Source organism: Jannaschia sp. R86511, assembly GCF_042466345.1.
Lineage (GTDB): Bacteria > Actinomycetota > Actinomycetes > Actinomycetales > JBBAYJ01 > Aquipuribacter.
In genome coordinates this window covers 2,681,476-2,704,792 of the sequence record NZ_JAXHCD010000001.1, presented here as the reverse complement: position 1 = coordinate 2,704,792, position 23,317 = coordinate 2,681,476, and the positions used below count along the sequence as shown (strand labels likewise).

Here is a 23,317-nt window from a genome sequence, read left to right as displayed (position 1 = left end):
AACCCCCCGCCCGTCCGGTGGCCTCAGCCGGTCGCGGCCGGCTGCGCCTCGACGTGGCGGCCGTGGGCCTGCGCCGCGAGCTCGCCCGGGGCGTCCGCCCGCGACATCCGGTGCGGCCACCAGATCCGGCGGCCGATCTCGTAGCCCAGGGCGGGCACGAGCAGCGACCGGACCACGAACGTGTCCAGCAGCACCCCGAAGGACACGATGAACGCGATCTGGGCCAGGAACAGGATCGGCAGCACGCCGAGGGCGGCGAAGGTGGCCGCGAGCACGATGCCCGCCGAGGTGATGACCCCGCCCGTCACCGACAGCCCCGCCAGGATCCCCGGTCGGGTCCCGATCCGCTGCGACTCCTCGCGCACCCGGGTCATCAGGAAGATCGAGTAGTCGATCCCCAGCGCGACCAGGAACACGAAGCCGAACAGCGGCACCGCCGGGTCCGCGCCCGGGAAGTCGAAGACGTAGCGGAAGACCAGCGCCGAGGCCCCCAGCGTCGCCGCGAAGGACAGGATGTTGGCGGCCAGGATCAGCGCCGGGGCCACGATGCTGCGCAGCAGCAGCGCCAGGACCACGAAGATCACGACCAGGACCACGGGGATGATCCGGTAGAGGTCGGCGGTGGACACGTCGAGCACGTCCAGCTGCTGCGCCGTCGCCCCGCCCACCAGGGCGTCCGGGCTGACCTGGTCCAGGTCCGCCCGCAGCTGCTCCACCGTGGCCTGCGCGGCCAGGGAGTCCGAGGGGTCGGCGAGCACGGCCTCGACCTGCACCAGCCCGTCGACGACGACGGGGTCCCCGGGGCTCGCCGGGTCGGGACCCGGCTCCCGCGTCAGGTCGGCGGACTCCACCCCGTTGCGGGCCGCGACGAGCTCCAGCACCGCGTCGGCGTCGGCCTCGGGGGCCACGACCAGGGTGGGCTGGTCCGACCCGGCCGGGAAGTGCTCGGCCAGCACCTCGCCACCGGACACCGACTCCACCTCGACGAGGAACACGTCGGACTGCGCCACGCCGTCGGCGTCCAGCAGCGGCAGGAACGCCGCCAGGGCCCCCAGCACGACCACGGTGGACACCCAGACCCGGCGGGGCCGACGCCCGATGGTGCGGGCCAGCCGGGCCCACACGCCCGTCGAGCTGCTGTCGGGGCTGCCCAGGTGCGGCTCGGAGGGCCAGAACACCCAGCGGCCCTGCTCGACCGGCTCCCCCGCCGCCGCCCGACGGCGCCCCCGCGCCCGCAGCCGCAGGCCCACCAGCACGGTGAGCGCCAGCCCGGCCAGGCCGCCCACCAGGGCCAGCGCGAGCACCACCGGGGTGTCGGCCCCCAGCAGCAGCCCAGCCAGGGCCGGCACGCCGGCGCCCGCCCCCACGGCGAGCAGGGCCACCAGCGGGCCCGGCAGCAGCAGCGCGGCGGGCAGGAAGGTGAGCGCGGACAGCATCGCGGTGACGATGCCGACCGAGGCCACGGGCCCCAGGCCCCGGTTGCTGCCCAGGTCGGACAGCAGCAGGCACAGCAGACCGAGGACGACGGTGCTGCCGGAGGCCACGATGGGCTCGAACGCCCGTCGCCAGGCGATCCGCATGGCGCGGTAGCGGTCGTCGTGGCGGCGCAGCTCCTCGCGGTAGCGGGCGACCAGCAGCAGGGCGTAGTCGGTGGCCGCCCCCACGACGAGGATGAAGAGGATCCCCTGCGACTGCCCGTTGAGGTCGACGACCCCCTCCCGGGCGAGGAAGTACACGACGACGCTGGCCGCGGCGAGGGCGAACACCGAGGAGAAGATGACCAGGAACGGCAGCGCAGGGCTGCGGTACACCAGCAGCAGGATGACCAGCACCGCCGCCAGCGCGACGCCGAGCAGGATCCCGTCGATCTCGCCGAAGGCCTCGACGAAGTCGGCGCTGGCGCCCGCGGGCCCGGCCACGTAGCTCCGGAGCCCGTCCGGCAGGCCCTCGCCGTCCGCGTCGCGCACCGCCTCGACCAGGACCCCGACGGCCGTCTCGCCGTCGGCCAGCGGCTCCTCGACCGCGGCCGCGTCGAAGGGCAGCAGCAGCAGGACGGCCTCGCCGTCCTCCGAGGGCACGACCGCCACCGGACCGCCGCCGCCGGGACCCTGCGCCGCCGCCGGGTCGGGCTCTACGAGGAAGTCTCCGAGCACGACGTCGGGCAGGTCCTGCTCGGCGGTGCCGACCGGCACGGTCAGGTCGGGCAGCGAGGCGGCGAAGCCGGCGACCCCCTCCAGCTGCTCCGGGGTGAGCGGCCCGTCCTCGGACTCGACGACGACGAAGGCGGGGAACGTCTCGTCGTCGCTGAACCCGGCGGCGAGCTCGCTCACCTCGGTGGACTCCACGCCGTCGGGCAGGAACGCCGCGGCGTCGTTCTCCTGCACCTCGGCCAGGCGGCCCTGGAACGGCCCGCCCACGGCCGCGACGGCCAGCCACACGACGAGCAGGACGGCGGGCAGGAGCCAGCGCAGCCGGCCCCTGGTCCGGTCCCGGTCCTGCACGGGCTCGGCCCGGTGGGTGTGGGGGTCGACGGGCACGGTGACCTACCTCGTTCTCGTTGGTTGTTCGTACACGAACCATCAGCAGGCGTAGGGTATGACGCGTGCACCCCCCACGTCATCTCCGGAGCCACGGACTACCGTTGACCGGGTGGTTCGACGCCGACCGGAGCAGCTGATGCCGACCGCCCGGCCCCGGGACACCGCAGCCGAGAGCGGGGACGACCCCCGACGCTGGGCCACCGGGCGGCTGCTGTCCACCGCGGCACGCCTGGTCGAGCAGCGCTGGAACGAGGGGCTGGCCGCCCACGGCCTGACCCACGCGGGCTTCGGGGTGATCGCCCACCTGATGACGGGGCCGCTGTCCCAGCACGAGATTGCCGGCCGGACCAAGGTCGAGGACCAGACCATCTCGCGGACCCTGGACCGGCTGGAGCGCCAGGGCCACATCGAACGCGCCCGGGACGCCACCGACCGACGCCGCCGCATCGTGTCCGTGACCGGCAGCGGCCGCGAGGCGTTCACCACCGTGGCGCAGTCCCAGCTGGACCTCGAGCTGGTCGACGAGCGCATCGCCCGGCACTGCGACCTGCCGTCGTTCCGCGCCGCCCTGCTGGCCCTGCTGGAGCGGGAGGACCAGGCGTGAGCGGCACCGGGGTGCAGCACGAGCCGGTCACCGTGACCCGCCTGCCCGGTCTGGTGCCCTACCTGGACGGCTGGGAGCGGCAGCGGCAGGAGCACGCGCTCGTCGCCGACGGCGGCGCGGGCCGGCTGCTGCTGCTGCAGCACGAGGCCGTGTACACGGCGGGCCGGCGGACGCACCCGGACGACCGGCCCACCGACGGCACGCCCGTGGTCGACGTGGACCGGGGCGGTCGCATCACGTGGCACGGTCCCGGCCAGCTGGTGGGCTACCCGCTGGTGCGCCTGCCCGACCCGATCGACGTGGTCGCCTACGTCCGCGCGCTGGAAGGTGCGCTCATCACCGTGTGCGCCGAGCTGGGCCTGGCCACCGAGCGCGTCGAGGGCCGCTCGGGCGTCTGGGTCCGGGGCGACGGCTCCGCCGGCCCGTCCGGGACGGACCGCAAGGTCGCGGCGATCGGCATCCGGGTGGCCCGCGGCGTGACGATGCACGGCTTCGCGCTCAACTGCGACTGCGACCTGGCGTGGGCCGCACAGATCGTGCCGTGCGGCATCCCGGATGCGGGCGTCACGTCGCTGACGGCCGAGCTGGGTCGGCCCGTCCGCGTCGCCGACGTGCTCGACCTGGTCGAGCGCGAGGTCCTGGCGGCGCTGCCGCGCGGCGACTAGCGGGTCGCCCCGGTCTCCGTCGTCGCGCTCACCGCGGTGCCGTCGGCGCCGAAGGCGTCCACGGCCCGTCCGCGCGTCCGGGGCGGACCGGTCGCGGCGGACGCCGCCGAGGCCCGGCCCACCATCATCCGAGCCAGGGCCACGGACGCGACGGCGACCAGGGCACCGGCGAACAGGTCGAGCACGTAGTGCCAGCCGAAGTAGACGGTCGCGACGGCCGTGAGGCCGAAGAACCCCCAGGTCACCCACTGCACCAGCGTGTTCATGCGGGTCATGGTCACCAGCAGCGCCGCGGTCAGGGTGATCGAGGTGTGCAGCGAGGCGAAGGCGGCGACCCCGTGCACGGACGAGGTGGCGAACGGGTCCGCCATCACCTCGACCCGGTTGCGCCACAGCCCGTCCTGCAGCGACGCCACCGCGGTGTCGGGCAGGTCGGTGAACCGGTACGCCTCGACGTAGATGGGACCGAGGGCCGGCAGGAGGTAGTACGTCAGGGTGCCCAGCACCCAGTTCAGGCTGAGCGCCAGCGCGTACCAGGCGCCCCGCGTGACGTTGTCGCCCCAGACCAGCGCCGCGGCCAGCGACAGCGGCACCAGAGGCAGGAAGGCCATGTAGACGAACGACAGCAGGCCCGCGCTGGCGCCGGTGCCCAGCAGCTCGTGGAGCATGTCGCCCGGGTGGCTGCCGAAGGCGAGCCAGCGGTCCGACTCGACCAGCCACGGGTCGTGCAGCTCGTCGCGCAGGAACGGCAGGAAGCTCTTGAGGTTGCGGTAGGACACGTAGCAGACGTAGAACACGCCGAAGCCGAGCGAGATCAGCCCGACCCGCCGCGGCGCCAGGCGCTCACGCAGCACGTCCCGGACGACCGCGACCAGGTCCCGTTCGCGGGCGAACCGGGCCACGACGCGCGGCACCACGTCCAGCGCGACCATCGCCAGACCGATCAGCGGCAGCCGGACGTAGCTCGGCCCGAGGAACCCGTCCGGGTCCCGGAGCGGGAGATCGGCCAGCGCGGCCGTGATGAGGGTGAGGGCACCGAAGGCCAGGGCGACGACGACGCCGCCCAGGTACAGCCGGCGCCACGTCGGGCTCTGCACGCGAGAGCCCTGACGCTCCCCCAAAATCGTCTCCATCGTGTCGAAAAGTACAGCCCTCCGGGCTCGGACGCGTAACGCAACGCGCTGACCAGTGCGGATACCACGAGTGAACGAGGGCCGAACGACACATGGACAACAGGTTCCGTCCCCCGGTCGCCGGCTCCGCCCGCTGCGGTCACCGACCGGTCGGACCCGCACGGCGCAGCTCGTCCAGCAGCACCCGGACCAGCTCCGGCGGGGCGCTGAAGGCGACCCCGTGGGCGGCGCGGGGGACGACGACCAGGCGCGACCCCGCGGTGCCGGCCACCACGCTCTCGCACCACTCCTGCCGCACCACCGGGTCGCGCTCCCCGCGGACGACCAGCAGGGGGACCTCCACCGTCACGTCGAGCCGCTCGACGGCGCGTCGGATGGCCCGGCCCATCAGGGTCACCATCTGCCCCGGGCCCGCCCGCAGGTAGTCACCCACGGCCAGCAGCAGCAGGGACGGCGGCTCGAGCCGGGCGTCCTGCAGCAGGTGCAGCGCCAGCCGACCGACGCTGCGCCGCGCGGGGTCACCCGTGGGCGCGACCACCACCAGGCGGCGCACCCGGTGCGGCGCCCGCAGGGCCACCTCGCCGGCCACCTGACCGCCCAGGGAGTGGCCGACCAGCAGGACCTCGTCGAGCTCGACCTCGTCCATCCAGGCCAGCACGGCCCGGGCCAGCTCGTCGATCCCGAGCATGCCCGCGCGGGGCTGGGGGCTCAGGCCGTAGCCCGGCAGGTCGGGGGCCAGGGCGCGGGTGTGCCGACCCAGGGCCCGCAGCAGGGCGGACATCGACCGGCTGGACATGCCCAGGCCGTGGAGCAGGACCACCGGCACCGGCTCGTGCGGTGCCTCCCGCCCCGGGTCCGCCTCGGCCGCGACCACGGCCTCCGGCTCGGCGTCGTTGGCCGGCGACGCCTCGCGGTGCCACATCGCCCCCACGACGTCGGCGCCCACGGGCCGGCGCCGAGTCACCAACCACCACAGCGTCGTGGCCAGGGCGGACAGCACCAGTCCGGCGGCGGCCAGCGGCAGCAGCGGACGCAGGCGCCGTCGCAGCCGGGACGACCTCATCGACGTCCTCCTGGGCTCCTCGACCGGCAGGGACCGCCGGAGCAGGCCCGGCGTCGACCGCCGGGCAGGGCCCGAGTGTGCCCCAGCGGCGGCGCCGGCGCGCCCGGCCCCCCGCTCAGCCGTACGCGGCGAGCAGGGTGTCGAGCCAGTGCCGGGCGAGGGCGGGCCCGTCCACGGTCTCGACGACGTCGACCAGGTGGGCACCGTCCGGGTCGTCACCGGTCCGGGGCCGGCGGTCGACGACGGTCGCCCCGCGGCCCGGGCCCTCCCCCACCTGGACCGCCACCGGACGCCGGACGGCCCCCACCAGGTCGGGCCGGACGAGGGCCGCCACGGCCCCGGCGTCCCCCAGCCCGGCGTCGTCGGTGCCGCTGCGGGCGGCGGAGGCCGCGCACAGCCGACCGGCCAGGGCCAGGGCGGGCCGGACGCTGGCCCGCAGCCGCTCGACGTCGGCCCGCGGCAGGCGGACCTGCTCGAAGACGTCCAGGCCGTACATGCTCACGGGGACGGGCGCCGCGAGCACGACGGCCGTGGCCTCCGGGTCGTGGTGGACGTTGAACTCCGCCGCCGCGGTGACGTTGCCGCCGACCCCGCTGCCCCCCATGAAGTGCACCGCCCGCAGGCGGGCCGCCTCGTCGGGGTGGCGCAGCAGCAGGTCGGCCACGTTGGTGTGCGGCCCCAGCGGGACCAGCGTGACGGGCTCCTGGCCCGATCGCAGCAGCGCGGCCAGCCCGGCGACGGCGTGCTCGGTCGACGCCCGGGCGACGGCGGGCGCGTCCGAGGGCGCCGCCGGGGGCCCACCCGCGGGGCGGCCGGGCGGCTCGGCCGGGTCCGGTCGGCAGCCCATCAACCCGTCGGCCCCGTGCCACGCCTCCGCGGCCGCGCGCGGGCCGGTGGCCGGGTGGGCGTGACCGGCCAGGACGGGGACGTCGCCCCCGCCACCGACCGTCATGACGGCGAGGGTGTTGGCCAGCACCTCCGGCAGCGGCGCGTTGCCGCCGACGCAGGTCACGGCCCGCAGGTCGAGCCGGTCGCAGGCCAGGGCGTACAGCAGGGCCAGCGCGTCGTCGACGCCGGTGTCGACGTCCAGCACGACCGGCTGCCCGGGCCCGACCGCCGTCACGACGGCAGGTGGGGCATGACCTCGTCGGCCACCAGGCGCAGGTGGTCCAGGTCGTGCAGGTCCATGACCTGCAGGTAGACGCGCTCGCACCCGGCCTCGGCCCACCGGCCGAGGGTGTCCAGCACCTCGGCGGGGGTGCCCGCCAGACCGTTCTCGCGCAGCTCGTCGGGGGCGCGGCCGATGGCCGCCGCGCGCCGCGACACCTCGGCCTCGTCGGCGCCGACGCAGGTGGCCAGCGCCGCGGAGAAGACCATGCTCGCGGGGTCGCGGTCCGCCGCCTCGCAGGCGTCGCGGACCCGGCCGAACTGCGCGGCCGCGTCCGGCGTCGAGGCGAACGGCACGTTGAACTCGTCGGCGTACGTGGCAGCCAGGCGCGGCGTGCGTCGCCGCCCCGTGCCCCCGACGAGGACGGGCACGTGGTCCTGCACGGGCTTGGGCAGGGCCGGGGAGTCCACCAGCGTGTGGTGCCGGCCCTCGAAGCCGAACCGGGCGCCGACCGGCGTGGACCACAGGCCCGTGACGATCGCCAGCTGCTCCTCGTAGCGGTCGAAGCGCTCCCCCAGCTCCGGGAACGGGATGCCGTAGGCCCGGTGCTCCTGCTCGAACCAGCCCGACCCGAGCCCCAGCTCGACCCGCCCGCCCGACATCGCGTCCACCGTGGCCACGGCGATGGCCAGCGGGCCCGGGTGGCGGAACGTCGCGGCGGTGACCAGCGTGCCGAGCCGGATCGTGGCGGTCTCCCGGGCCAGGCCGGCCAGGGTGACCCAGGCGTCCGTGGGCCCCGGCAGGCCGCCGCCGTCGCCCATCAGCATGTAGTGGTCGGAGCGGAAGAACGCGCCGTATCCGCACTCCTCCGCCGTCCGGGCCACGGCGAGCAGGTCGTCGTAGCTCGCCCCCTGCTGCGGTTCGGTGAAGACGCGGAGCTCCATGGGCCTCGACCCTAGGCCCGGGCACCGTGCCCGGCAGGCCGAGCCACCCGTGCGGTGCCCGCAGGTCACCGGGCGTACCGTGGTCCGCGTGACTCTCGCTCCTGACGGCCGCCGGATGCTGCGTATCGAGGCCCGCAACGCCTCGGTCCCGATCGAGAAGAAGCCCTCGTGGATCAAGACGAGGGTGCGCACGGGCCCGGAGTACACGGCCCTGCAGAAGCTGGTGAAGTCCGAGGGACTGCACACCGTGTGCCAGGAGGCGGGCTGCCCCAACATCTTCGAGTGCTGGGAGGACAAGGAGGCCACGTTCCTCATCGGCGGCGGGCAGTGCACCCGGCGCTGCGACTTCTGCCAGATCGACACGGGCAAGCCGGAGCCGCTGGACCGCGACGAGCCGCGCCGGGTCGCCGAGAGCGTGCAGAAGATGGGCCTGCGCTACGCCACCGTCACCGGCGTCGCCCGGGACGACCAGCCCGACGGGGGCGCCTGGCTGTACGCCGAGACCATCCGGCAGATCCACGACCTGAACCCCGGCACCGGGGTCGAGATCCTCGTGCCCGACTTCAACGGCGTGCCCGAGCTGCTGCAGCAGGTGTTCGACGCCGCGCCCGAGGTCTTCGCGCACAACGTCGAGACGGTCCCCCGCATCTTCAAGGCCATCCGCCCCGCGTTCACCTACGAGCGCTCGCTGGACGTCATCACCCAGGGCCGTGACGCCGGCCTGGTCACCAAGTCCAACCTCATCCTGGGCATGGGCGAGACCCGCGAGGAGGTCCACCAGGCCCTGGTCGACCTGCACGAGGCGGGCACCGACCTGATCACGATCACCCAGTACCTGCGCCCCACCCCCCGTCACCACCCGGTCGAGCGCTGGGTGAAGCCCGAGGAGTTCGTCGAGCTCGAGGCCGAGGCCCAGGAGATCGGCTTCGCCGGGGTCATGTCCGGTCCGCTGGTGCGCTCCAGCTACCGGGCGGGCCGGTTGTACCGGGAGGCCCTGGCGGCTCGCTCGGCCGCCCGCTGAGACGTACGGGGGCCGGTCGCGCGAACCGCTTGCGCGGCGGGTCGGGACGTGTTTACAGTAGCGAACGTTCGCATCCGTAAACACGTGGGGGACCTGATGACCCGAACCCGTCCGACCGGCCTCGTGCCCGTCCTCGCCCTGGCCGTGCTGGCCGCCGGGCTCGCGGCGCCGGCCGCGGCCGCCACGGCCCCCGCGACGTCGGAGACGCCGGAGCTGGTGGTCGTGCTCGACTCCTCCGGCTCCATGGCCGAGACCGACGCCGGCAACGGCCAGACCCGCATGGACGCCGCCAAGCAGGCCGTCACCGACCTCGCCACCAGCACCCCCGACACCACCCGCATCGGACTACGCACCTACGGCGACGGCGTCGACTCCCAAGCCCCCGGCTCCTGCGAGGACACCACCCTGCGCGTACCCGTCGGACCCGTCGACCGCGACGCCCTCACCACCCAGGTCGACGACCTCACCCCCCGCGGCGACACCCCCATCGGCACCGCCCTGCTCGCCGCCGCCACCGACTTCACCGGCACCGGCCCCCAGTCCGTCGTCCTCGTCTCCGACGGCGAACCCACCTGCGACCCCGACCCCTGCCCCGTCGCCGCCCAGCTCGCCGACCAAGGCATCGACCTGCGCATCGACGTCATCGGCCTCCTCGTCGACGACACCGCCCGCGACGTCCTGCAGTGCATCGCCGACGCCGGCAACGGCACCTACGTCGACGCCACCGACGCCGCCGAGCTCACCACCGCCCTCGACACCGCCGCCGAGCGCTCGTCGCGCGTGTACGAGGCGGAGGGCGCCCCGGTCGAGGGCTCGGCCACCCCGGCCGGCGCCCCTCAGCTGGAGCCCGGCCTGTACCGCGACGCGTTCGCGCCCGACGAGACCCGCCACTACGTCGTCGACGTCCCGGCCGGCGCCACCGCCCACCTGGCCGCCACCGCGGTGCGAGACGGGGACGGCGCCGACATCCGGGCCGGGCGGGGGCAGCTGGAGCTGCAGACCACGGCCGGCGAGGCCCGCTGCAGCGACGCCTTCTCCACCGGGGGCACGAGCGGCGTCGAGGGACCGGTCACCGCGGCCCTGCGGCACGGCCCGTACGTGGGCCAGGCCATCGGCGAGCGGGACGTGGCCTGCGACGCCGGCGGGCCGGTGGTCCTGGCCGTGGAGTGGACCGGCACCGAGGGCGACCCGCCCACCGAGATGGAGCTGCTCGTCCTGGTCGAGGACCCGCTGGCGCCGGGGGCCGACCCCGGGACGGCCGTGGCCGAGGACACCGACGCGGTCAGCGCCGAGCCCGCGGGCGAGGTCGTCGGCCCGGTCGAGGGCGGCGCGTCGTTCGTGACCGCCAAGCCGGTACGGCCCGGCGGGTACGAGGACACGATCCGCCCCGGCGAGACGCTGTTCTACAAGGTCGACGTCGGCTGGGGCCAGCAGCTCAGCGCGCGGGCGGACATCGCGGCCATCGACCGCGACTCGGCGGAGGGCGAGGCCCTGGGCGACTCCGTCAGGGGCCCGTGGCTGAGCATGGAGCTGTTCGGCCCGGCGCGCGCCGCCGTGATCGGCGCACGCCCGGACGCCGGGGCCAGCGCGACCTCGTTCGTGGTCCCCGGCCTGCCCTCCGACGTCGGCGCCGGCACCGTCCCGGTGCTGTTCGCCAACCGCACGGAGGCCGTGGACGACAGGATCGCGGCGGCCTCGCTGGCCGGGGAGCACTACGTCGCCTTCACGCTGGGCCGCTCCGAGGCGCAGGACCCGGACGAGGTCGGGGTCGCCATCCCCTTCGTGCTCAGCGTCGGGGTGACGGGCGAGGTCGTGGACGCACCGGCCTACCAGGCCGCGGCCGCCCCCGCGCCGAGCGCGACGGCGGAGCCCGACGACCCCGCACCGGCCGGGACGAGCGCGCCGACGTCGGAGCCTGCGTCACCGCCCGTCGCCCTCGACGACGCGGCCCCGGCCTCGCAGGACACCGGCCCGCTCGTCGTCACGCTGGTCGTCATCGCCGTGCTGCTCACCGCCGCGCTGGTCGCCCTGTTCGTCTACGGCGCCCGCTCCACACGCCGGGGCCGGGCCCAGGCCTCCCCGTAGTCCGCGCCGCTCCCGGCCCGGACGCGCCGCGCCGCGCCGCCGGGGCGCGTGCCGCCCGGCCCTCATGACCGTTCCGACGCCCGTCCGACCCAGGGGGACACCATGTCTCGGTTCTTCGCCACCTCGACCGCACTCGCTGCTGCGGTCGCGCTGACCATCGCCTCGACCGTCACCGCCGCCGCCTCACCCGCCACGTCGGAGGCCCCGGAGCTGGTGGTGGTGCTCGACTCCTCCGGCTCCATGGCCGAGACCGATGCCGGCAACGGCCAGACCCGCATGGACGCCGCCAAGCAGGCCGTCACCGACCTCGCCACCAGCACCCCCGACACCACCCGCATCGGACTACGCACCTACGGCGACGGCGTCGACTCCCAAGCCCCCGGCTCCTGCGAGGACACCACCCTGCGCGTACCCGTCGGACCCGTCGACCGCGACGCCCTCACCACCCAGGTCGACGACCTCACCCCCCGCGGCGACACCCCCATCGGCACCGCCCTGCTCGCCGCCGCCACCGACTTCACCGGCACCGGCCCCCAGTCCGTCGTCCTCGTCTCCGACGGCGAACCCACCTGCGACCCCGACCCCTGCCCCGTCGCCGCCCAGCTCGCCGACCAAGGCATCGACCTCCGCATCGACGTCATCGGCCTCCTCGTCGACGACGCCGCCCGCGACGTCCTGCAGTGCATCGCCGACGCCGGCAACGGCACCTACGTCGACGCCACCGACGCCGCCGAGCTCACCACCGCCCTCGACACCAGCGCCCGGCGCTCGTTCCGCGGCTACGTCACCACGGGCGAACCCGTCGAGGGCACGCCCACGAGCGAGGGGGCTCCGACCGTCGGCCCCGGGCAGTACCTGGACACCATCCCCGTCAGCGGCACCAACCACTACCTCGTCGACCTCCCGCCCGGCCAGAGCCTCCACGTGGGGGCCACCATCGTCCGAGCCCCGGGCGCCGAGCGGGGAGGGGTCAGCGGCTTCCTGATCATGGCGACCTACGACCCCCTCACGGGCGACCGGTGCTTCCTCGAGCAGGGAGGAACAGCCGTGGGTCCCACCCCGCTCACCGGTGCCCTGCTCCACGGCCCGTCCGACGAGGTGGGGGGCGGGCTCGACGCCGGCTGCGACGGGGTGGGCACCGTCCTGCTCGAGGTGGACTGGAGGTCTGCCGGCAGCGAGGGAGACGACCACCCCCTGGAGCTGCTCATCCAGACCGAGGACGCCGTCAGGGGCGCGCCCGCCGAGGTGACACCCGTGGCCGACCGGGACGAGGTGTACCCGGCGCTGGAGCCCGTCGAGCCCAGCGGCACCGTCCAGGGCAGCGGTGACTTCGCGACCGCCCCCCTGCTGACCCCCGGCGCCTACGAGGACGGGCTGCGCAAGGGTGAGACGTCCTACTACGCGATCGAGGTCGGTTGGGGACAGCAGCTCGCGGTCCGGGCGGACTTCCCGGAGTCCGCCGACGGCTCCGAGCTGGACCAGCTCCTGGGCCGGCAGACCATCACGAACCTCGCCGTCTACAACCCGGTCCGCAAGAGCGTCGCTCCCTTCGGCGACAGCTCCAGCCCGCTGGAGTTCGTCGACCGGAACGGCGGGTCCCTGTGGAGCACGACGCACCCGGTGGCCTGGACCAACCGCGGGGAGACCGTGTACCCCGAGCAGCGACACGTGGCCCGTCCGGGCACCTACTACGTGCAGCTGACGGTCCAGCGGGACAGCACCAGCAGCGACGAGCTCGCCGGGACGATACCGGTGCAGCTGACCGTCGACCTGCTGGGAGAGGAGACCGCGGGGCCGGACTACGCGACGACCTCCGAGGTCGACGAGCCGTCGTCGTCGACCCAGGCGTCGACACCCGCGTCGGCGTCGCCCGCCGCCGAGCCGACGGCCGTCGACCCCAGCGAGCCGGCCCAGCTGGAGGCGGCCGCCGCGTCCGCCGACAGCGGGCTGGGTGCCCTGCTGCCCGTGCTGGTGGGCGTGGCCGCCCTGCTGCTGATCGTCCTGGTGGGCCTGATGGCCTTCGGCGTCGTGTCCACGCGACGGCGACCGACGGGCGAGGGCTGACCGCCGCCGCCGACGCCGCCCCGGGCGGCAGGGCCGGTCAAGCCGGGCCGGTCAGGCCCAGGCGAGGGCCGCGATGGCGACCAGCACCATCCCGAGCGCAGCGGCGACGCTCAGGACCGCCGGTCGCCACCAGGCCGGCGGTCCCGACGGCGGGTCCGCCACGACGCCCGTAGACGTCGCGGCCGGACCGGCACCGGGGATGTCCTCGGTGGGCGCCACCCCTTCTCCCCCGACCGGACCCGCCGGCGCCGGGCCGTCCGTCCCCCAAGCCGCGGGCAGCGGCGGCAGCTGGGCCAAGACCTCGAACGGCTCCCCGCCGGCGTCCACGGGGGCCGGCAGGGTGAGCGCGGACGTGGCCGCCCGCCAGCGGTCCAGGGCCTCCGCGGCGCCGGGGCGCGCCTCGGGCGCCGCCGAGGTCATGGCCAGGACCACGTCCCGCAGACCGGCCGGCAGCACCCCGGCGGGGGGCGTCGGCGACGAGCCCGCGGTGGTCGCGGGCCGCACCCCGGTGGCCAGCTCCAGGGCGACCACACCGGCGGACCACACGTCCGCGCTGGTGTGCGGGTCCGCCCCCCGGTCCAGCTCCGGCGCCGAGTACCCCAGCGTGAGCAACCGGTCGTCCCGGGACGTGAGCCGCGGCAGGTCCTCGCGCACGGCGATGCCGAAGTCCGACAGCAGCAGGTGCGGCCGGCCGCGCCCGGTGGCGCGCAGCAGCAGGTTCGCGGGCTTGACGTCGCGGTGGACCACGCCGGCGTCGTGGACGGCGACGAGCCCCTGCAGCAGCTGGTCGACGAGCTCGACCGTGACCGCGAGCGGCAGGGCGCCGTGGTCGCCGAGCAGGTCGGCCACGGAGCCACCGTCCACCAGCTGCATGGCGAACACGACGCGGTCGTCCTCCGCGGCCCACGACTCCGGGGCCAGCACGTGCGGGTGCTCGATCCGGGTGCCCTGCTCGGCCACGAAACGCAGCAGCAGGTCCGCCCGCTGCTGGCGCAGCAGCTTGGCGGCGCGGTAGCGGCTCTCGCGGACGTCCCAGACCCGCCACACCGCACCCATGCCGCCGCTGCCCAGCACGTCGACGAACGCGTACCGGCCGGCCAGCAGCGACGTCCCGGCCGGCAGGTCGGGGTGGGACCCGCTCACGCGTCGCGGGCGGCGTGACGCAGCAGCCGGGCCAGGTCGGGAGCGTCGGGGTCGGCGGTCTCGGCCAGGCGCACCAGCACGTCGGCGGGGGCGGCGGCGCGCAGGGCGCGGGCCGCGGCGTCCTGGTCCGCGGCGGCGGGCTCGTCGAGGCGGCCGAACGCCGTCGTGTCCTCGCGCGAGACCTCGGCCTGGGCCAGGGCCTCCTGCGGGGTCGTGGCCCCCGCGTCGACCTGGGCGACCAGGTCGATCAGCCGGGACAGCCGGTGCGCGGCGGCCGGGTTGGCGATCTTGGCGCGCTGCCCGTTGCGCAGCTGCGACACCATGGCCGGGGACAGCCCCAGCAGCCGGGCCAGCGCGGCCTGCGACACGCCGAGGGACCCGCACAGGCCCTCGAACACCTCGCCCAGCGGCGCCCCGTACCAGTCCCGCTGCTGCTGCAGGGTGCGCGCGACGTCGGTCTCCACGCGCGCAACCGTAGTTGGCCGCCCCCGTATCCTCGTGCCCATGGCCCGCAAAGACACCGCACCGGCAGCAGACGCACCCAAGAAGCAGGGCAGGCTCAAGCAGTTCGCGCAGGTCTACAAGCTGACCGCGCAGTACGACAAGCCCGCCCCGCTGTGGGTGTTCGGCTCCGCGCTGCTCGTGCTGGCCGTCGGGCTCGCGCTGACGTTCCTGCTGACCGACGGCGTGTTCAGCCGCATCCTGGGTGTCGTCACCACGCTCATGGCGGCGCTGCTGGTGGGCCTGGCCATCCTGACCCGGCGGGCCGACCGGGCCCTGTTCGCCCAGGTCGACGGCCGCCAGGGCAGCACCGCCATCGTCATGCAGCAGCTGCGCCGCGGCTGGACCACGTCGGAGGAGCCCGTCGCGGCCGACCCGCGCAGCGGCGACCTGGTGTTCCGCGCCGTCGGCAAGCCCGGCATCGTGCTGCTGGTCGAGGGCCCGCTGCCCCGCGCGCTGCGCCTGGGCGAGAACGAGAAGAAGCGCCACTCGCGGGTGGCCTCCGGGGTGCCGGTGCACCTGCTCTACGTGGGCAACGGCCCGGACCAGACGCCGCTGCGCAAGGTGTCGCGCCGCATGATGCGCCTGCCCCGCAGCCTGACCGGCGCCGAGGTGAGCGCGGTGGTCAAGCGCATGCAGGCCCTGGGCGGCCTGCGCGCACCGGTGCCCAAGGGCATCGACCCGTTCCGGGCGCGGGCCGACCGCAAGGCCATGCGCGGGCGCTGATCCGTCAGCGGCGGATCCGTCAGCGGCGGACGACCACGCTGCCGGCGGCGCGGTCGTGCAGGCCGCGCCCGTCCTCGTCCATCACCAGCGCGGGGATCACCAGCAGCAGCAGCGCCGTGCGGACCAGCGCGCCCAGCGGCCCCAACGGGCCGCTGTCCAGGCGGGTGACGGCCAGGCCGATGACCCGGTGACCGACCGAGAACCCGATCGTGCCGACCAGCAGCACCTGCACCACGCCGAAGACGACCAGGGGGCCGAACGACGACAGCCCGGTCAGCAGCGTGCCGCCCACCAGGACGGCCAGCAGCCAGTCGACGACCAGCGCGAGCACGCGGCGCATCATGGGGGCCACGGAGCCGGGGCCGTGCTGCGGGCGTCCCAGCCGCTGGCCGGGGAAGTCCTGGGTGGGCTCCCGGGGCCCGCCGGGGCCGTACATCCAGCCGCCGAGGGCCGGCCTCCCGCTGTCGTCGCTCACGCACAGAGCGTACGTGCCACCCCGCCGGACATCTTCCTGTCACCTGACGGCCCGCGTCGTCACATGGGCGAAACAATCGAGACACCGACCCGACACGGCCACGGCCTAGCGTGCCGTCGGACGCACCGCTCCGTACCGTGCGGTACCGACCGCACGTCCGCCCCTGCGGCAGCGTGAAGAGCCCAGCACCCCGAGCGACAGGAGAACCGATGTTCAGCTCCCCGGAAGAGGTACTGAAGTACATCGCCGACGAGGGCGTGGAGTTCGTCGACGTCCGCTTCATCGACCTCCCCGGCGTCATGCAGCACTTCACGCTGCCGGCGGCCGCGTTCGACATGTCCGCCTTCGAGGACGGGCAGATGTTCGACGGCTCCTCGATCCGCGGCTTCCAGGCCATCCACGAGTCCGACATGAAGCTCATCCCGGACCCGGCCACCGCGTACATCGACCCGTACCGCGTGGCCAAGACGCTGGTCATCACGCACTCGATCGTGGACCCGTTCACCTCCGAGCCGTACAGCCGCGACCCGCGCCAGGTCGCCGCCAAGGCCGAGCTGTACCTCAAGGGCACCGGCATCGCCGACACGGCGTTCTTCGGCCCCGAGGCGGAGTTCTACGTCTTCGACGACGTGCGCTTCGAGACCAAGCCCAACACCGGCTACTACGAGATCGACTCCATCGAGGCGCAGTGGAACACCGCGCGCCAGGAGGAGGGCGGCAACCGGGGGTACAAGACCCGCTACAAGAGCGGCTACTTCCCCGTCTCCCCCACCGACCACCAGGCCGACCTGCGTGACGAGATGGTCAAGACGCTGCAGGCCGTCGGGTTGGAGATGGAGCGCGCGCACCACGAGGTGGGCGCCGCCGGCCAGGCCGAGATCAACTACAAGTTCAACACGCTGCTGCACGCCGGCGACGACCTGATGAAGTTCAAGTACGTCGTCAAGAACACCGCGTGGAAGAACGGCAAGACCGCGACCTTCATGCCGAAGCCCGTCTTCGGCGACAACGGCTCGGGCATGCACGCCCACCAGTCGCTGTGGAAGGACGGCGAGCCGCTGTTCTACGACGAGGCCGGCTACGGCGGCCTGTCGGACATGGCCCGCTGGTACATCGGCGGCCTGCTCGCCCACGCCCCGGCGGTGCTGGCGTTCACCAACCCGACCGTCAACAGCTACCACCGGCTGGTGCCGGGCTTCGAGGCGCCGGTCAACCTGGTGTACTCCGCCCGCAACCGCTCCGCCGCCATCCGCATCCCCATCACGGGCACCTCGCCCAAGGCCAAGCGCATCGAGTTCCGCGCGCCGGACCCCTCGAGCAACCCGTACCTGGCCTTCTCGGCGATGCTCATGGCCGGGCTCGACGGCATCCAGAACCGGATCGAGCCGCCGGCACCGGTCGACAAGGACCTGTACGAGCTCCCGCCGGAGGAGCACGCCAACATCCAGCAGGTCCCGACCACGCTGCCCGAGGTCCTCAAGGCCCTCGAGGCCGACCACGACTTCCTGACCGAGGGCGACGTGTTCACCCCCGACCTCATCGAGACGTGGATCGACTGGAAGACGCAGAACGAGGTCCTGCCGATCCAGAGCCGGCCCCACCCGCACGAGTTCGAGCTGTACTACGACATCTGATCCTTGCACCCCGTCTGACCTGGGGTTATAGGCGCTGCACCCACCTGCAGTCCGCAGGGAGTCCGCAAGAAGTCCGCACGAGGGTCCGCCGACGTCACCGTCGGCGGACCCTTGTCGTCGGTGGCGGTACCCCGTTCGACGTTCTGGTCCGCGAGGCGAGGGCGGCGTCGATGGCCGCCGCGGTCCGCTCCTCGGAGTCGGGCCACAGGTGGCCGTAGGTGTCCAGCGTCGTCTTGGCGCTCGCGTGCCGCAGACGCGCCTGGACGACCTTCACGTCGGCACCGCTGGCGATGAGCAGCGACGCGAAGTAGTGCCGGAGGTCGTGGAACCGGAAGTCGGGCGGCAGGCCCGGCACGAGGCAGCCGGTGCACTTCTTCGCGTGGGCGGTGCCGAGGCCGGCGACGTGGCTGGACCGGGCCCGACGAATTGCCCGCTCGAGCGTCCAGGGCGCCAGCTGCCGACCGAGCTGGTCGATCAGCAGCGACCCGTGGGCTGACGGATGACGTCCGACGTGCCCGGCGAGCTCGAGCGCCATCGACTGCCCGACAGGGATGCTCGCCCGCGACGTCTCGCTCTTCAGCGGCTCCGCCGGGTACTGCACCGCGGGCGAGACGACGCCCCGCATGAAGTCGACGTCGCTCACCCGCAGGCCGCACGCCTCGGCCAGGCGGAGGCCGGCGAAGGCGCCAAGCAGGACTGCGGCGCGCAGGTGCTCGGGCACCGCGTCGTGCAGCGCCCACACCTGCTCGGTGGTGGCGACGTACGCCCGCTGCTTGCCGGCCGCCGGGGACGTGCGCCGTGAGCACGGCGACTTCGCCACGAGTCCGTCGTGCACCGCGTCGGCGAAGAGCTGGGCGAGCCGGGCGTGGAGGGCGTACACGTAGGAGTCGGCCAGGCCCTCGGCGCTGAGGTCGGCGCACCAGGTCCGGACGTGCGACGGGCGGATGTCGGACAGCCGCTTGCCGCCGAACTCGGCGCGGATACGGGCGATGTGCACCTCGGCCTGCCGCACCGTCGTGGGTCGGTGACCGCGGTAGCCCTCGAGCCAGGTGTCGCACCACTCCCCCACGGTCGTCCGCGCCTGCCGCGGCGTGACGTGGGTGCCGGCGACGAGCTTGGCGGTCTGCTCGTCGAGCCACGCCTGCGCGGTGGCCCTACGGCCGAAGTGCCGGGCGTGCTCGCGGCCGGTGTCGTCGCGGTACCGGGCACGCCACGTGCCGTTCGGGCGCTTGTTGATGCTGGCCATCACTCACCTGCTTCGTGGCCGTCCAGGGTAGGCAGACCAGCCGGACGGCCATCCGGCTCGTCCACAGCCTCAGCCAGGCGACGGAGGCGGAGCAGCTCGTGGACACTGACGCCGCAGTGGTGGGCGGTGGCACGGACCGGCGGCCACCCGAGCGCCTTGATCTCGACCAGGAGGCGGCCCGCTCGTCGCTCCATCTCCGCGGTAAGGGCAGCACGCTGGGCGAGGGCGTCGTGAACCTGCGCGACGAGCAGTTCCGCCTCTCGCTCACGCTTCTCCAGCGCGTGGAGCCGGCGTTCTATGCGGTCGTGGCGTAGTCGCTGCCGGTCGTCCTGCCTCGTCACCGCAGTCGCCACCTCATGGGTGATGTGGCTCGGGGTCGGAAGCGCTCGATCTCAGAGTGCACGCTGCTCCAGCGTGCGCCCTCGAGCAGGCCGGCCTCGGCCCGCTCCCGGACGTCGCGGAGCACCCGACGGCAGGCGGTGGGTGAGTCGAGGACCGCGCGCACGTGCTCGTCCAGGTCGGCCTCCACCGTGACGTACTCGATCGCGATCGCCCCGTTCACTGCCGCGCGTCGCTCCTCCGACGCCGCCCGACGGCAGCGTGGCGAGCACCACCGCCGCGGCCGACCGGCGGGGCGCGGATCCACGACGTCGTGGATGGCCGCGCCGCACCTGGGGCAGGCGCGCTCGACGATCACTGTTGGCGCTCCATCTCGACGGTCCAGGCGATCACGGTTGCGGCCCTCCACCGCAGGTGCTTGCCGACGCGGAAGCCGTGGGGCCCGTAGCCGGTCGTGCGCCAGCAGTACACGGTCTGCTTGGGCACCCCGAGGTAGCTCGCGACCTCGTTGATGGTCCAGAGGTCGCCGACGTCCTTCGGCGTCGACGCTCCCGGGCGTACCGGTGCCGCCGCCACCCTCGACGGGCGGATGCCCGCGTGCGTCCTGTCTCGCCTGATGTCAGCGCCCTCCCAGAGCGCCGGCTGGCGCTCGCCGTCCGCGTTGTTCTCCATGTGCTCGTCTCCTCGTGAGTGGTTGGCCGACACTGCCTGTCACTCGAGAAGGGCCATCCGAGCGCCTTGGCGATCACCTCGGACCGGAGCAATTTGCGGCCGGTCCCCTCCGATGGCGGACTGATGACGCCGCCGCCGCTCCCCCGGCGGGCTCGAGGACGACACGGCTGACGGACCCCGCCCAGGACCCAGCGATGCAGCGTCGGGGTACATGCTCGGACTGCCATGCTTCGGCGTGACCGAGGAGCGGCACTGCCCGAAGCACGACTGGCGGTTTGACGGCTGGAACGCCCAGGAGCATTGGTCTGCGCTTAGGTGCGCCCGCTGCGGCAGGCGGGATCGGGTGCGCGCTGACCTGCGCCCCCCGTGGGGCCTGGACGGCATGACCCTGCTGGGTAGCAGGCCTGCCCTTGACGCATGGGTGGCGGGCCACAGGGACCGCCCCGGCACGGCCGTGTTCCTCAACCCGGCCAGCATGTTGCGGTTCAACATGGACTTCAGCCCCGTCGCTGGAGACCTGCTGCTCATCCGCCTGGCCACGGCTCTGCAGACCGCTGCCCCTCCGGACGTAGAGGTGTACCGGGTCAGCGGCGGTCAGTTCATGGCGGTTCGCCTCGGCGACGACCGCAACTCGGCACGAGAACTGGCCGACCTCCTCAAGGGGGCTGCCCTCTCGATCCCGGTACCCCCGGGGTGGAGCTTCCACGTCGCCTGCGGCGTGGCCACCGGCGCCATCAACCAGCGTCTGCTCGAGGCGGCCGAGCAGGCGATGTAGGCGCCATGCGGGCGCGCCGCCCCATCGCCGGAGGCCTACCTCCATCGACCCCGAACCCGCCTGCCGGAGTCATCCCCTGCCTCAGGGCGCGGCGGTGCGCTCAACTGAGGGACGGGGTGGGCCACCCAAGGTGCCGACGCCAGTCAGCCCAACCGTGTTGCCGCCTCGGGGGTCCGCTGAATTTCGCCCGCCAGAACCGAACCGGAGATGCAAGAGGTGTGTGCCAGATGATCTTGAGCATCCGGCACAGGGGGAACGCTGCCGTGTGGCGGCCTCTCATGGTGCTGAGAGAGCGGCATCGAGGAAGTCCTGAGAGTGGGGTCGCCGCGGGTGAAGAGCTCACCGGTCGCCGGCTCGGCTTGGCGTCGTCCGGCTGACTCTTGCTCCGCCTGTACGCGGGTGCCAACTCCGCGAGGATGGGCCCTTCGCTCAAACCCGCCGCGCGGAACCGGCGATTCCTGACCCGTGCCCCGACCTTCCTCGGCCCAACCCGCCGGTGGCGCTGCCCCCCAAGGCTCCAGACGGCCGTGAGGTCGAGGAGGGTGCTGCGCAGGGCGTCCCGCAGGCGGATCGTCAGCCGGGAAGAGGGGTTTGTGCGGCGCCGCGGCCGATTCAAGGGCTCGCAGCGCGACCTTTGGCGGGGTCGCACCGGTAGAGGGTCGGTTGCCGGTGACGGGCGGGCTCTGCGGCCGATTGCCTGTGCCGCTCGCGGCTCAGACGGACCCGAGAGTCGTCCGTTAGGGACGCGACACTTCGTAGACCGCCTTCATGACGCCGTTGGGATAGGTCTCCGACGCCAGTAGCCGCAGCGACTGTCGCTGACCGCCCTCGGGGAACAGCGACTTGCCCCCGCCGAGCACGTAGGGGAAGACCAGAAGGTGGTAGCGATCGATCAGACCCGCCTCGCCAAGTCGGCGGGCCAGCTCGGCGCTGCCGTGGATGAAGATCGCACCACCCTGCTCCTCCCTCAGCGCTGCGACCTCGTCGGTGGAGCGCAGGACCGTGGTCGGACCCCAGTTGTCGGCGAGGTCATCGTTGGCGATGCCGCTGGAGACGACGTACTTGGGCAGTTCCTGGTACGCGGCGTGGTCGGAGGACTTGCTCCAAATGGGGGCGAACGCCTCGTAGCTGCGCCTGCCGAACATCAGCGCCGAGGTTTCGGCCAGCTCCTCGCCCTTGAGGGCGAACGCTTCGGGGAGGAACTCGGTCTGCATGACCCAGCCGCCGCCATGATGCCCCTCCTCGGTGCCGCCGGGTGAGTCGACCTTGCCGTCGATAGTAGTGAAGCCGGTCCAGACGAGCTCGCGTGCCATGTGTCCTCCGTGGGTAGTTGTGGCTCTGACCGGCTGCAGACGCCGGACTCATCGGTCGAGTTGCGATACTCCGGTGTATCAGGACTGGAACCGGACCGGTTCAGAGGGCGATCCGCGATCGGGAAGGGCGGCCGGCAGCCCACCCCCGGGTCGTTCTCTGCGCTGCTCACCACGACGGGGGCCCTAAGGGCGTAGCGTCTCGTCACGACCTAATGGAGGTGCCGATGGACCACGTCGAGGGCGCTCGCACCTTCTCCGTCGCGGGCTCCGCGTACGACTCGTTCATGGGTCGCTACTCCGTCCCGCTCGGCGAGCTGTTTGCCGACGAGGCGGGCGTGGCAGCCGGTGCCACGGCGCTCGACCTCGGCTGTGGTCCGGGGGCGCTCACCGAAGTCCTCGCGTCGCGCCTCGGGCCTGACGCCGTCTACGCATGTGATCCCTCCCCGCCGTTCCGCGACGCCTGCGCGGCCAGGCTTCCGGGAGTGGTCGTGACGCTGGGCCGAGCCGAGGCGATCCCCTTCGCGGACGACACCGTCGACCATGCGTTGGCGCAGTTGGTGCTGCATTTCGTGTCCGACCCGAGCCGGGCTGCCACTGAGATGGCTCGCGTCACCCGACCCGGTGGAACCGTCGCCGCGTGCGTCTGGGACTTCGCGGACGGCATGGAGATGCTGCGCGCGTTCTGGGACGCCGCCCTCAGCGTGGACCCGCATGCTCCCGACGAAGCCCGAACGCTTAGGTTCGGGCGACCGGGTGAGATCGCCGAACTCTTTGCCTCCGTAGCGCTGGAGGATGTCGCCGAGTCGACGCTCAGCGTCGCGTCGACGTACGCGTCCTTCGACGAGCTGTGGAACGGTTTCCTTGCGGGCATCGGACCCGCCGGCGCGTACTGCGTCTCTCTGGACGACGAGGACCGGGAGCGGCTACGGGCGGCGCTGTTCCAACGGTGCGGCTCGCCCGACGGGCCGCTGAGGCTCGGGGCACTCGCGAGATGCGCCGTGGCCCGGGTCCCCGCTGAACCATCCCCCCTGCCGGACGGCCCGAACGCAGCGTCCCGTTGACCGATTTCGGCGTCGGCGACGAGGTCCGCATGCGCTGGGGCCGCTAGCCGGCCCTCTACTGGGACGGCACGCGTGGGGTATTTCGGGGGCGCAGCAGGTCTCGTCGCCCTAGCGCGACTCGCCGCGTGGAGGTTGTGATCTAGCGGATGAGGACTAGCCTGTGCATACCCCCTAGGGGTACCTGCGAACGGAGACATCGTGACTA

The 23,317-nt window shown here is 73.7% G+C and carries 22 protein-coding genes; 10 read left to right on the top strand and 12 right to left on the bottom strand.

The window, feature by feature from the left end:
* Positions 1-23: 23 nt before the first annotated feature.
* Positions 24-2,537: an MMPL family transporter gene (locus SJY06_RS12730; RefSeq protein WP_380167906.1), complete on the bottom strand. Its 2,514-nt coding sequence runs from the start codon at positions 2,535-2,537 to the stop codon at positions 24-26.
* A 112-nt stretch (positions 2,538-2,649) separates the two neighbouring features.
* Between SJY06_RS12730 and SJY06_RS12725 the strand changes: the two genes are divergently transcribed.
* Positions 2,650-3,144, top strand: coding sequence for a MarR family winged helix-turn-helix transcriptional regulator (locus SJY06_RS12725; RefSeq protein ID WP_380167905.1), 495 nt, complete (start codon positions 2,650-2,652; stop codon positions 3,142-3,144).
* Positions 3,141-3,809, top strand: a complete 669-nt coding sequence (gene lipB, locus SJY06_RS12720; protein ID WP_380167904.1) for a lipoyl(octanoyl) transferase LipB — start codon at positions 3,141-3,143, stop codon at positions 3,807-3,809. Before SJY06_RS12725 ends, lipB begins: the two co-directional genes overlap by 4 nt.
* Here the strand turns inward: lipB and SJY06_RS12715 are convergent.
* From SJY06_RS12715 to SJY06_RS12700, 4 genes are all read right to left on the bottom strand, one after another.
* Positions 3,806-4,906, bottom strand: a complete 1,101-nt coding sequence (locus SJY06_RS12715; protein WP_380167903.1) for a phosphatase PAP2 family protein — start codon at positions 4,904-4,906, stop codon at positions 3,806-3,808. The two genes, lipB and SJY06_RS12715, sit on opposite strands and share 4 nt — an antisense overlap.
* A gap of 175 nt (positions 4,907-5,081) precedes the next feature.
* Positions 5,082-6,005, bottom strand: coding sequence for an alpha/beta fold hydrolase (locus SJY06_RS12710; protein WP_380167902.1), 924 nt, complete (start codon positions 6,003-6,005; stop codon positions 5,082-5,084).
* A 115-nt stretch (positions 6,006-6,120) separates the two neighbouring features.
* A complete protein-coding gene (locus tag SJY06_RS12705) occupies positions 6,121-7,128 on the bottom strand; it encodes a nucleoside hydrolase (protein ID WP_380167901.1) in 1,008 nt (335 codons plus the stop codon).
* Positions 7,125-8,057: an LLM class F420-dependent oxidoreductase gene (locus tag SJY06_RS12700; RefSeq protein WP_380167900.1), complete on the bottom strand. Its 933-nt coding sequence runs from the start codon at positions 8,055-8,057 to the stop codon at positions 7,125-7,127. Before SJY06_RS12700 ends, SJY06_RS12705 begins: the two co-directional genes overlap by 4 nt.
* A gap of 88 nt (positions 8,058-8,145) precedes the next feature.
* On the opposite strand from SJY06_RS12700, the gene lipA reads away from it, so the two are divergent.
* From lipA to SJY06_RS12685, 3 genes are all read left to right on the top strand, one after another.
* A complete protein-coding gene (gene lipA / locus SJY06_RS12695) occupies positions 8,146-9,078 on the top strand; it encodes a lipoyl synthase (RefSeq protein ID WP_380167899.1) in 933 nt (310 codons plus the stop codon).
* 96 nt (positions 9,079-9,174) lie between these two features.
* Positions 9,175-11,163 (top strand): VWA domain-containing protein, encoded by a 1,989-nt coding sequence (locus SJY06_RS12690; protein ID WP_380167898.1) that lies wholly within the window; start codon positions 9,175-9,177, stop codon positions 11,161-11,163.
* A gap of 102 nt (positions 11,164-11,265) precedes the next feature.
* Positions 11,266-13,227 (top strand): VWA domain-containing protein, encoded by a 1,962-nt coding sequence (locus tag SJY06_RS12685; RefSeq protein ID WP_380167897.1) that lies wholly within the window; start codon positions 11,266-11,268, stop codon positions 13,225-13,227.
* 51 nt (positions 13,228-13,278) lie between these two features.
* Here SJY06_RS12685 and SJY06_RS12680 read toward each other — a convergent pair whose 3' ends face one another.
* Together SJY06_RS12680 and SJY06_RS12675 are read right to left on the bottom strand one after the other, a co-directional pair.
* The gene (locus SJY06_RS12680) at positions 13,279-14,370 is read right to left on the bottom strand and encodes a protein kinase (RefSeq protein WP_380167896.1); all 1,092 of its coding nucleotides are present in this window, start codon (positions 14,368-14,370) and stop codon (positions 13,279-13,281) included.
* Positions 14,367-14,834, bottom strand: coding sequence for a helix-turn-helix domain-containing protein (locus tag SJY06_RS12675; RefSeq protein WP_380167895.1), 468 nt, complete (start codon positions 14,832-14,834; stop codon positions 14,367-14,369). The genes SJY06_RS12680 and SJY06_RS12675 overlap by 4 nt, the downstream gene beginning before the upstream one ends.
* A gap of 40 nt (positions 14,835-14,874) precedes the next feature.
* Here SJY06_RS12675 and SJY06_RS12670 point away from each other — a divergent pair, with 40 nt between their 5' ends.
* The gene (locus SJY06_RS12670; RefSeq protein WP_380167894.1) at positions 14,875-15,597 is read left to right on the top strand and encodes a DUF4191 domain-containing protein; all 723 of its coding nucleotides are present in this window, start codon (positions 14,875-14,877) and stop codon (positions 15,595-15,597) included.
* A gap of 19 nt (positions 15,598-15,616) precedes the next feature.
* On the opposite strand, the gene SJY06_RS12665 is transcribed toward SJY06_RS12670, so the two are convergent.
* A complete protein-coding gene (locus SJY06_RS12665) occupies positions 15,617-16,072 on the bottom strand; it encodes an RDD family protein (protein WP_380167893.1) in 456 nt (151 codons plus the stop codon).
* A 209-nt stretch (positions 16,073-16,281) separates the two neighbouring features.
* Here SJY06_RS12665 and glnA point away from each other — a divergent pair, with 209 nt between their 5' ends.
* Entirely contained in the window at positions 16,282-17,706 is a 1,425-nt protein-coding gene (glnA, locus tag SJY06_RS12660; protein WP_380167892.1) for a type I glutamate--ammonia ligase, read from the top strand.
* Positions 17,707-17,800: 94 nt separating this feature from the next.
* On the opposite strand, the gene SJY06_RS12655 is transcribed toward glnA, so the two are convergent.
* Positions 17,801-18,952 (bottom strand): tyrosine-type recombinase/integrase, encoded by a 1,152-nt coding sequence (locus tag SJY06_RS12655; protein ID WP_380167891.1) that lies wholly within the window; start codon positions 18,950-18,952, stop codon positions 17,801-17,803.
* Between the two features lie 98 nt (positions 18,953-19,050).
* Here SJY06_RS12655 and SJY06_RS12650 point away from each other — a divergent pair, with 98 nt between their 5' ends.
* Positions 19,051-19,266, top strand: a complete 216-nt coding sequence (locus SJY06_RS12650; RefSeq protein WP_380167890.1) for a hypothetical protein — start codon at positions 19,051-19,053, stop codon at positions 19,264-19,266.
* Between the two features lie 23 nt (positions 19,267-19,289).
* Here SJY06_RS12650 and SJY06_RS12645 read toward each other — a convergent pair whose 3' ends face one another.
* Together SJY06_RS12645 and SJY06_RS12640 are read right to left on the bottom strand one after the other, a co-directional pair.
* Complete coding sequence (locus SJY06_RS12645; RefSeq protein ID WP_380167889.1) at positions 19,290-19,514, bottom strand: hypothetical protein; 225 nt, start codon at positions 19,512-19,514, stop codon at positions 19,290-19,292.
* Positions 19,515-19,645: 131 nt separating this feature from the next.
* Entirely contained in the window at positions 19,646-19,963 is a 318-nt protein-coding gene (locus tag SJY06_RS12640) for a helix-turn-helix transcriptional regulator (RefSeq protein WP_380167888.1), read from the bottom strand.
* Positions 19,964-20,306: 343 nt separating this feature from the next.
* Between SJY06_RS12640 and SJY06_RS12635 the strand changes: the two genes are divergently transcribed.
* Positions 20,307-20,738 carry a hypothetical protein gene (locus SJY06_RS12635; RefSeq protein WP_380167887.1) on the top strand — a complete coding sequence of 144 codons (432 nt, stop codon included), beginning with the start codon at positions 20,307-20,309 and terminating at the stop codon, positions 20,736-20,738.
* A gap of 737 nt (positions 20,739-21,475) precedes the next feature.
* Here SJY06_RS12635 and SJY06_RS12630 read toward each other — a convergent pair.
* Positions 21,476-22,051, bottom strand: coding sequence for a dihydrofolate reductase family protein (locus tag SJY06_RS12630; RefSeq protein WP_380167886.1), 576 nt, complete (start codon positions 22,049-22,051; stop codon positions 21,476-21,478).
* Positions 22,052-22,275: 224 nt separating this feature from the next.
* On the opposite strand from SJY06_RS12630, the gene SJY06_RS12625 reads away from it, so the two are divergent.
* Positions 22,276-23,112 (top strand): class I SAM-dependent methyltransferase, encoded by an 837-nt coding sequence (locus SJY06_RS12625; protein WP_380167885.1) that lies wholly within the window; start codon positions 22,276-22,278, stop codon positions 23,110-23,112.
* The last annotated feature ends 205 nt before the right edge of the window (positions 23,113-23,317 follow it).

What these genes read in the sequence shown, in the direction of transcription:
- SJY06_RS12630 (WP_380167886.1), bottom strand. Translation starts at nt 22,051, where the DNA reads ATGGCACGCGAGCTCGTCTGGACCGGCTTCACTACTATCGACGGCAAG.
- SJY06_RS12685 (WP_380167897.1), top strand. Translation starts at nt 11,266, where the DNA reads ATGTCTCGGTTCTTCGCCACCTCGACCGCACTCGCTGCTGCGGTCGCG.
- SJY06_RS12700 (WP_380167900.1), bottom strand. Translation starts at nt 8,057, where the DNA reads ATGGAGCTCCGCGTCTTCACCGAACCGCAGCAGGGGGCGAGCTACGAC.
- SJY06_RS12670 (WP_380167894.1), top strand. Translation starts at nt 14,875, where the DNA reads ATGGCCCGCAAAGACACCGCACCGGCAGCAGACGCACCCAAGAAGCAG.
- glnA (WP_380167892.1), top strand. Translation starts at nt 16,282, where the DNA reads ATGTTCAGCTCCCCGGAAGAGGTACTGAAGTACATCGCCGACGAGGGC.
- SJY06_RS12690 (WP_380167898.1), top strand. Translation starts at nt 9,175, where the DNA reads ATGACCCGAACCCGTCCGACCGGCCTCGTGCCCGTCCTCGCCCTGGCC.
- SJY06_RS12710 (WP_380167902.1), bottom strand. Translation starts at nt 6,005, where the DNA reads ATGAGGTCGTCCCGGCTGCGACGGCGCCTGCGTCCGCTGCTGCCGCTG.
- SJY06_RS12655 (WP_380167891.1), bottom strand. Translation starts at nt 18,952, where the DNA reads ATGGCCAGCATCAACAAGCGCCCGAACGGCACGTGGCGTGCCCGGTAC.
- SJY06_RS12640 (WP_380167888.1), bottom strand. Translation starts at nt 19,963, where the DNA reads ATGGAGAACAACGCGGACGGCGAGCGCCAGCCGGCGCTCTGGGAGGGC.
- SJY06_RS12625 (WP_380167885.1), top strand. Translation starts at nt 22,276, where the DNA reads ATGGACCACGTCGAGGGCGCTCGCACCTTCTCCGTCGCGGGCTCCGCG.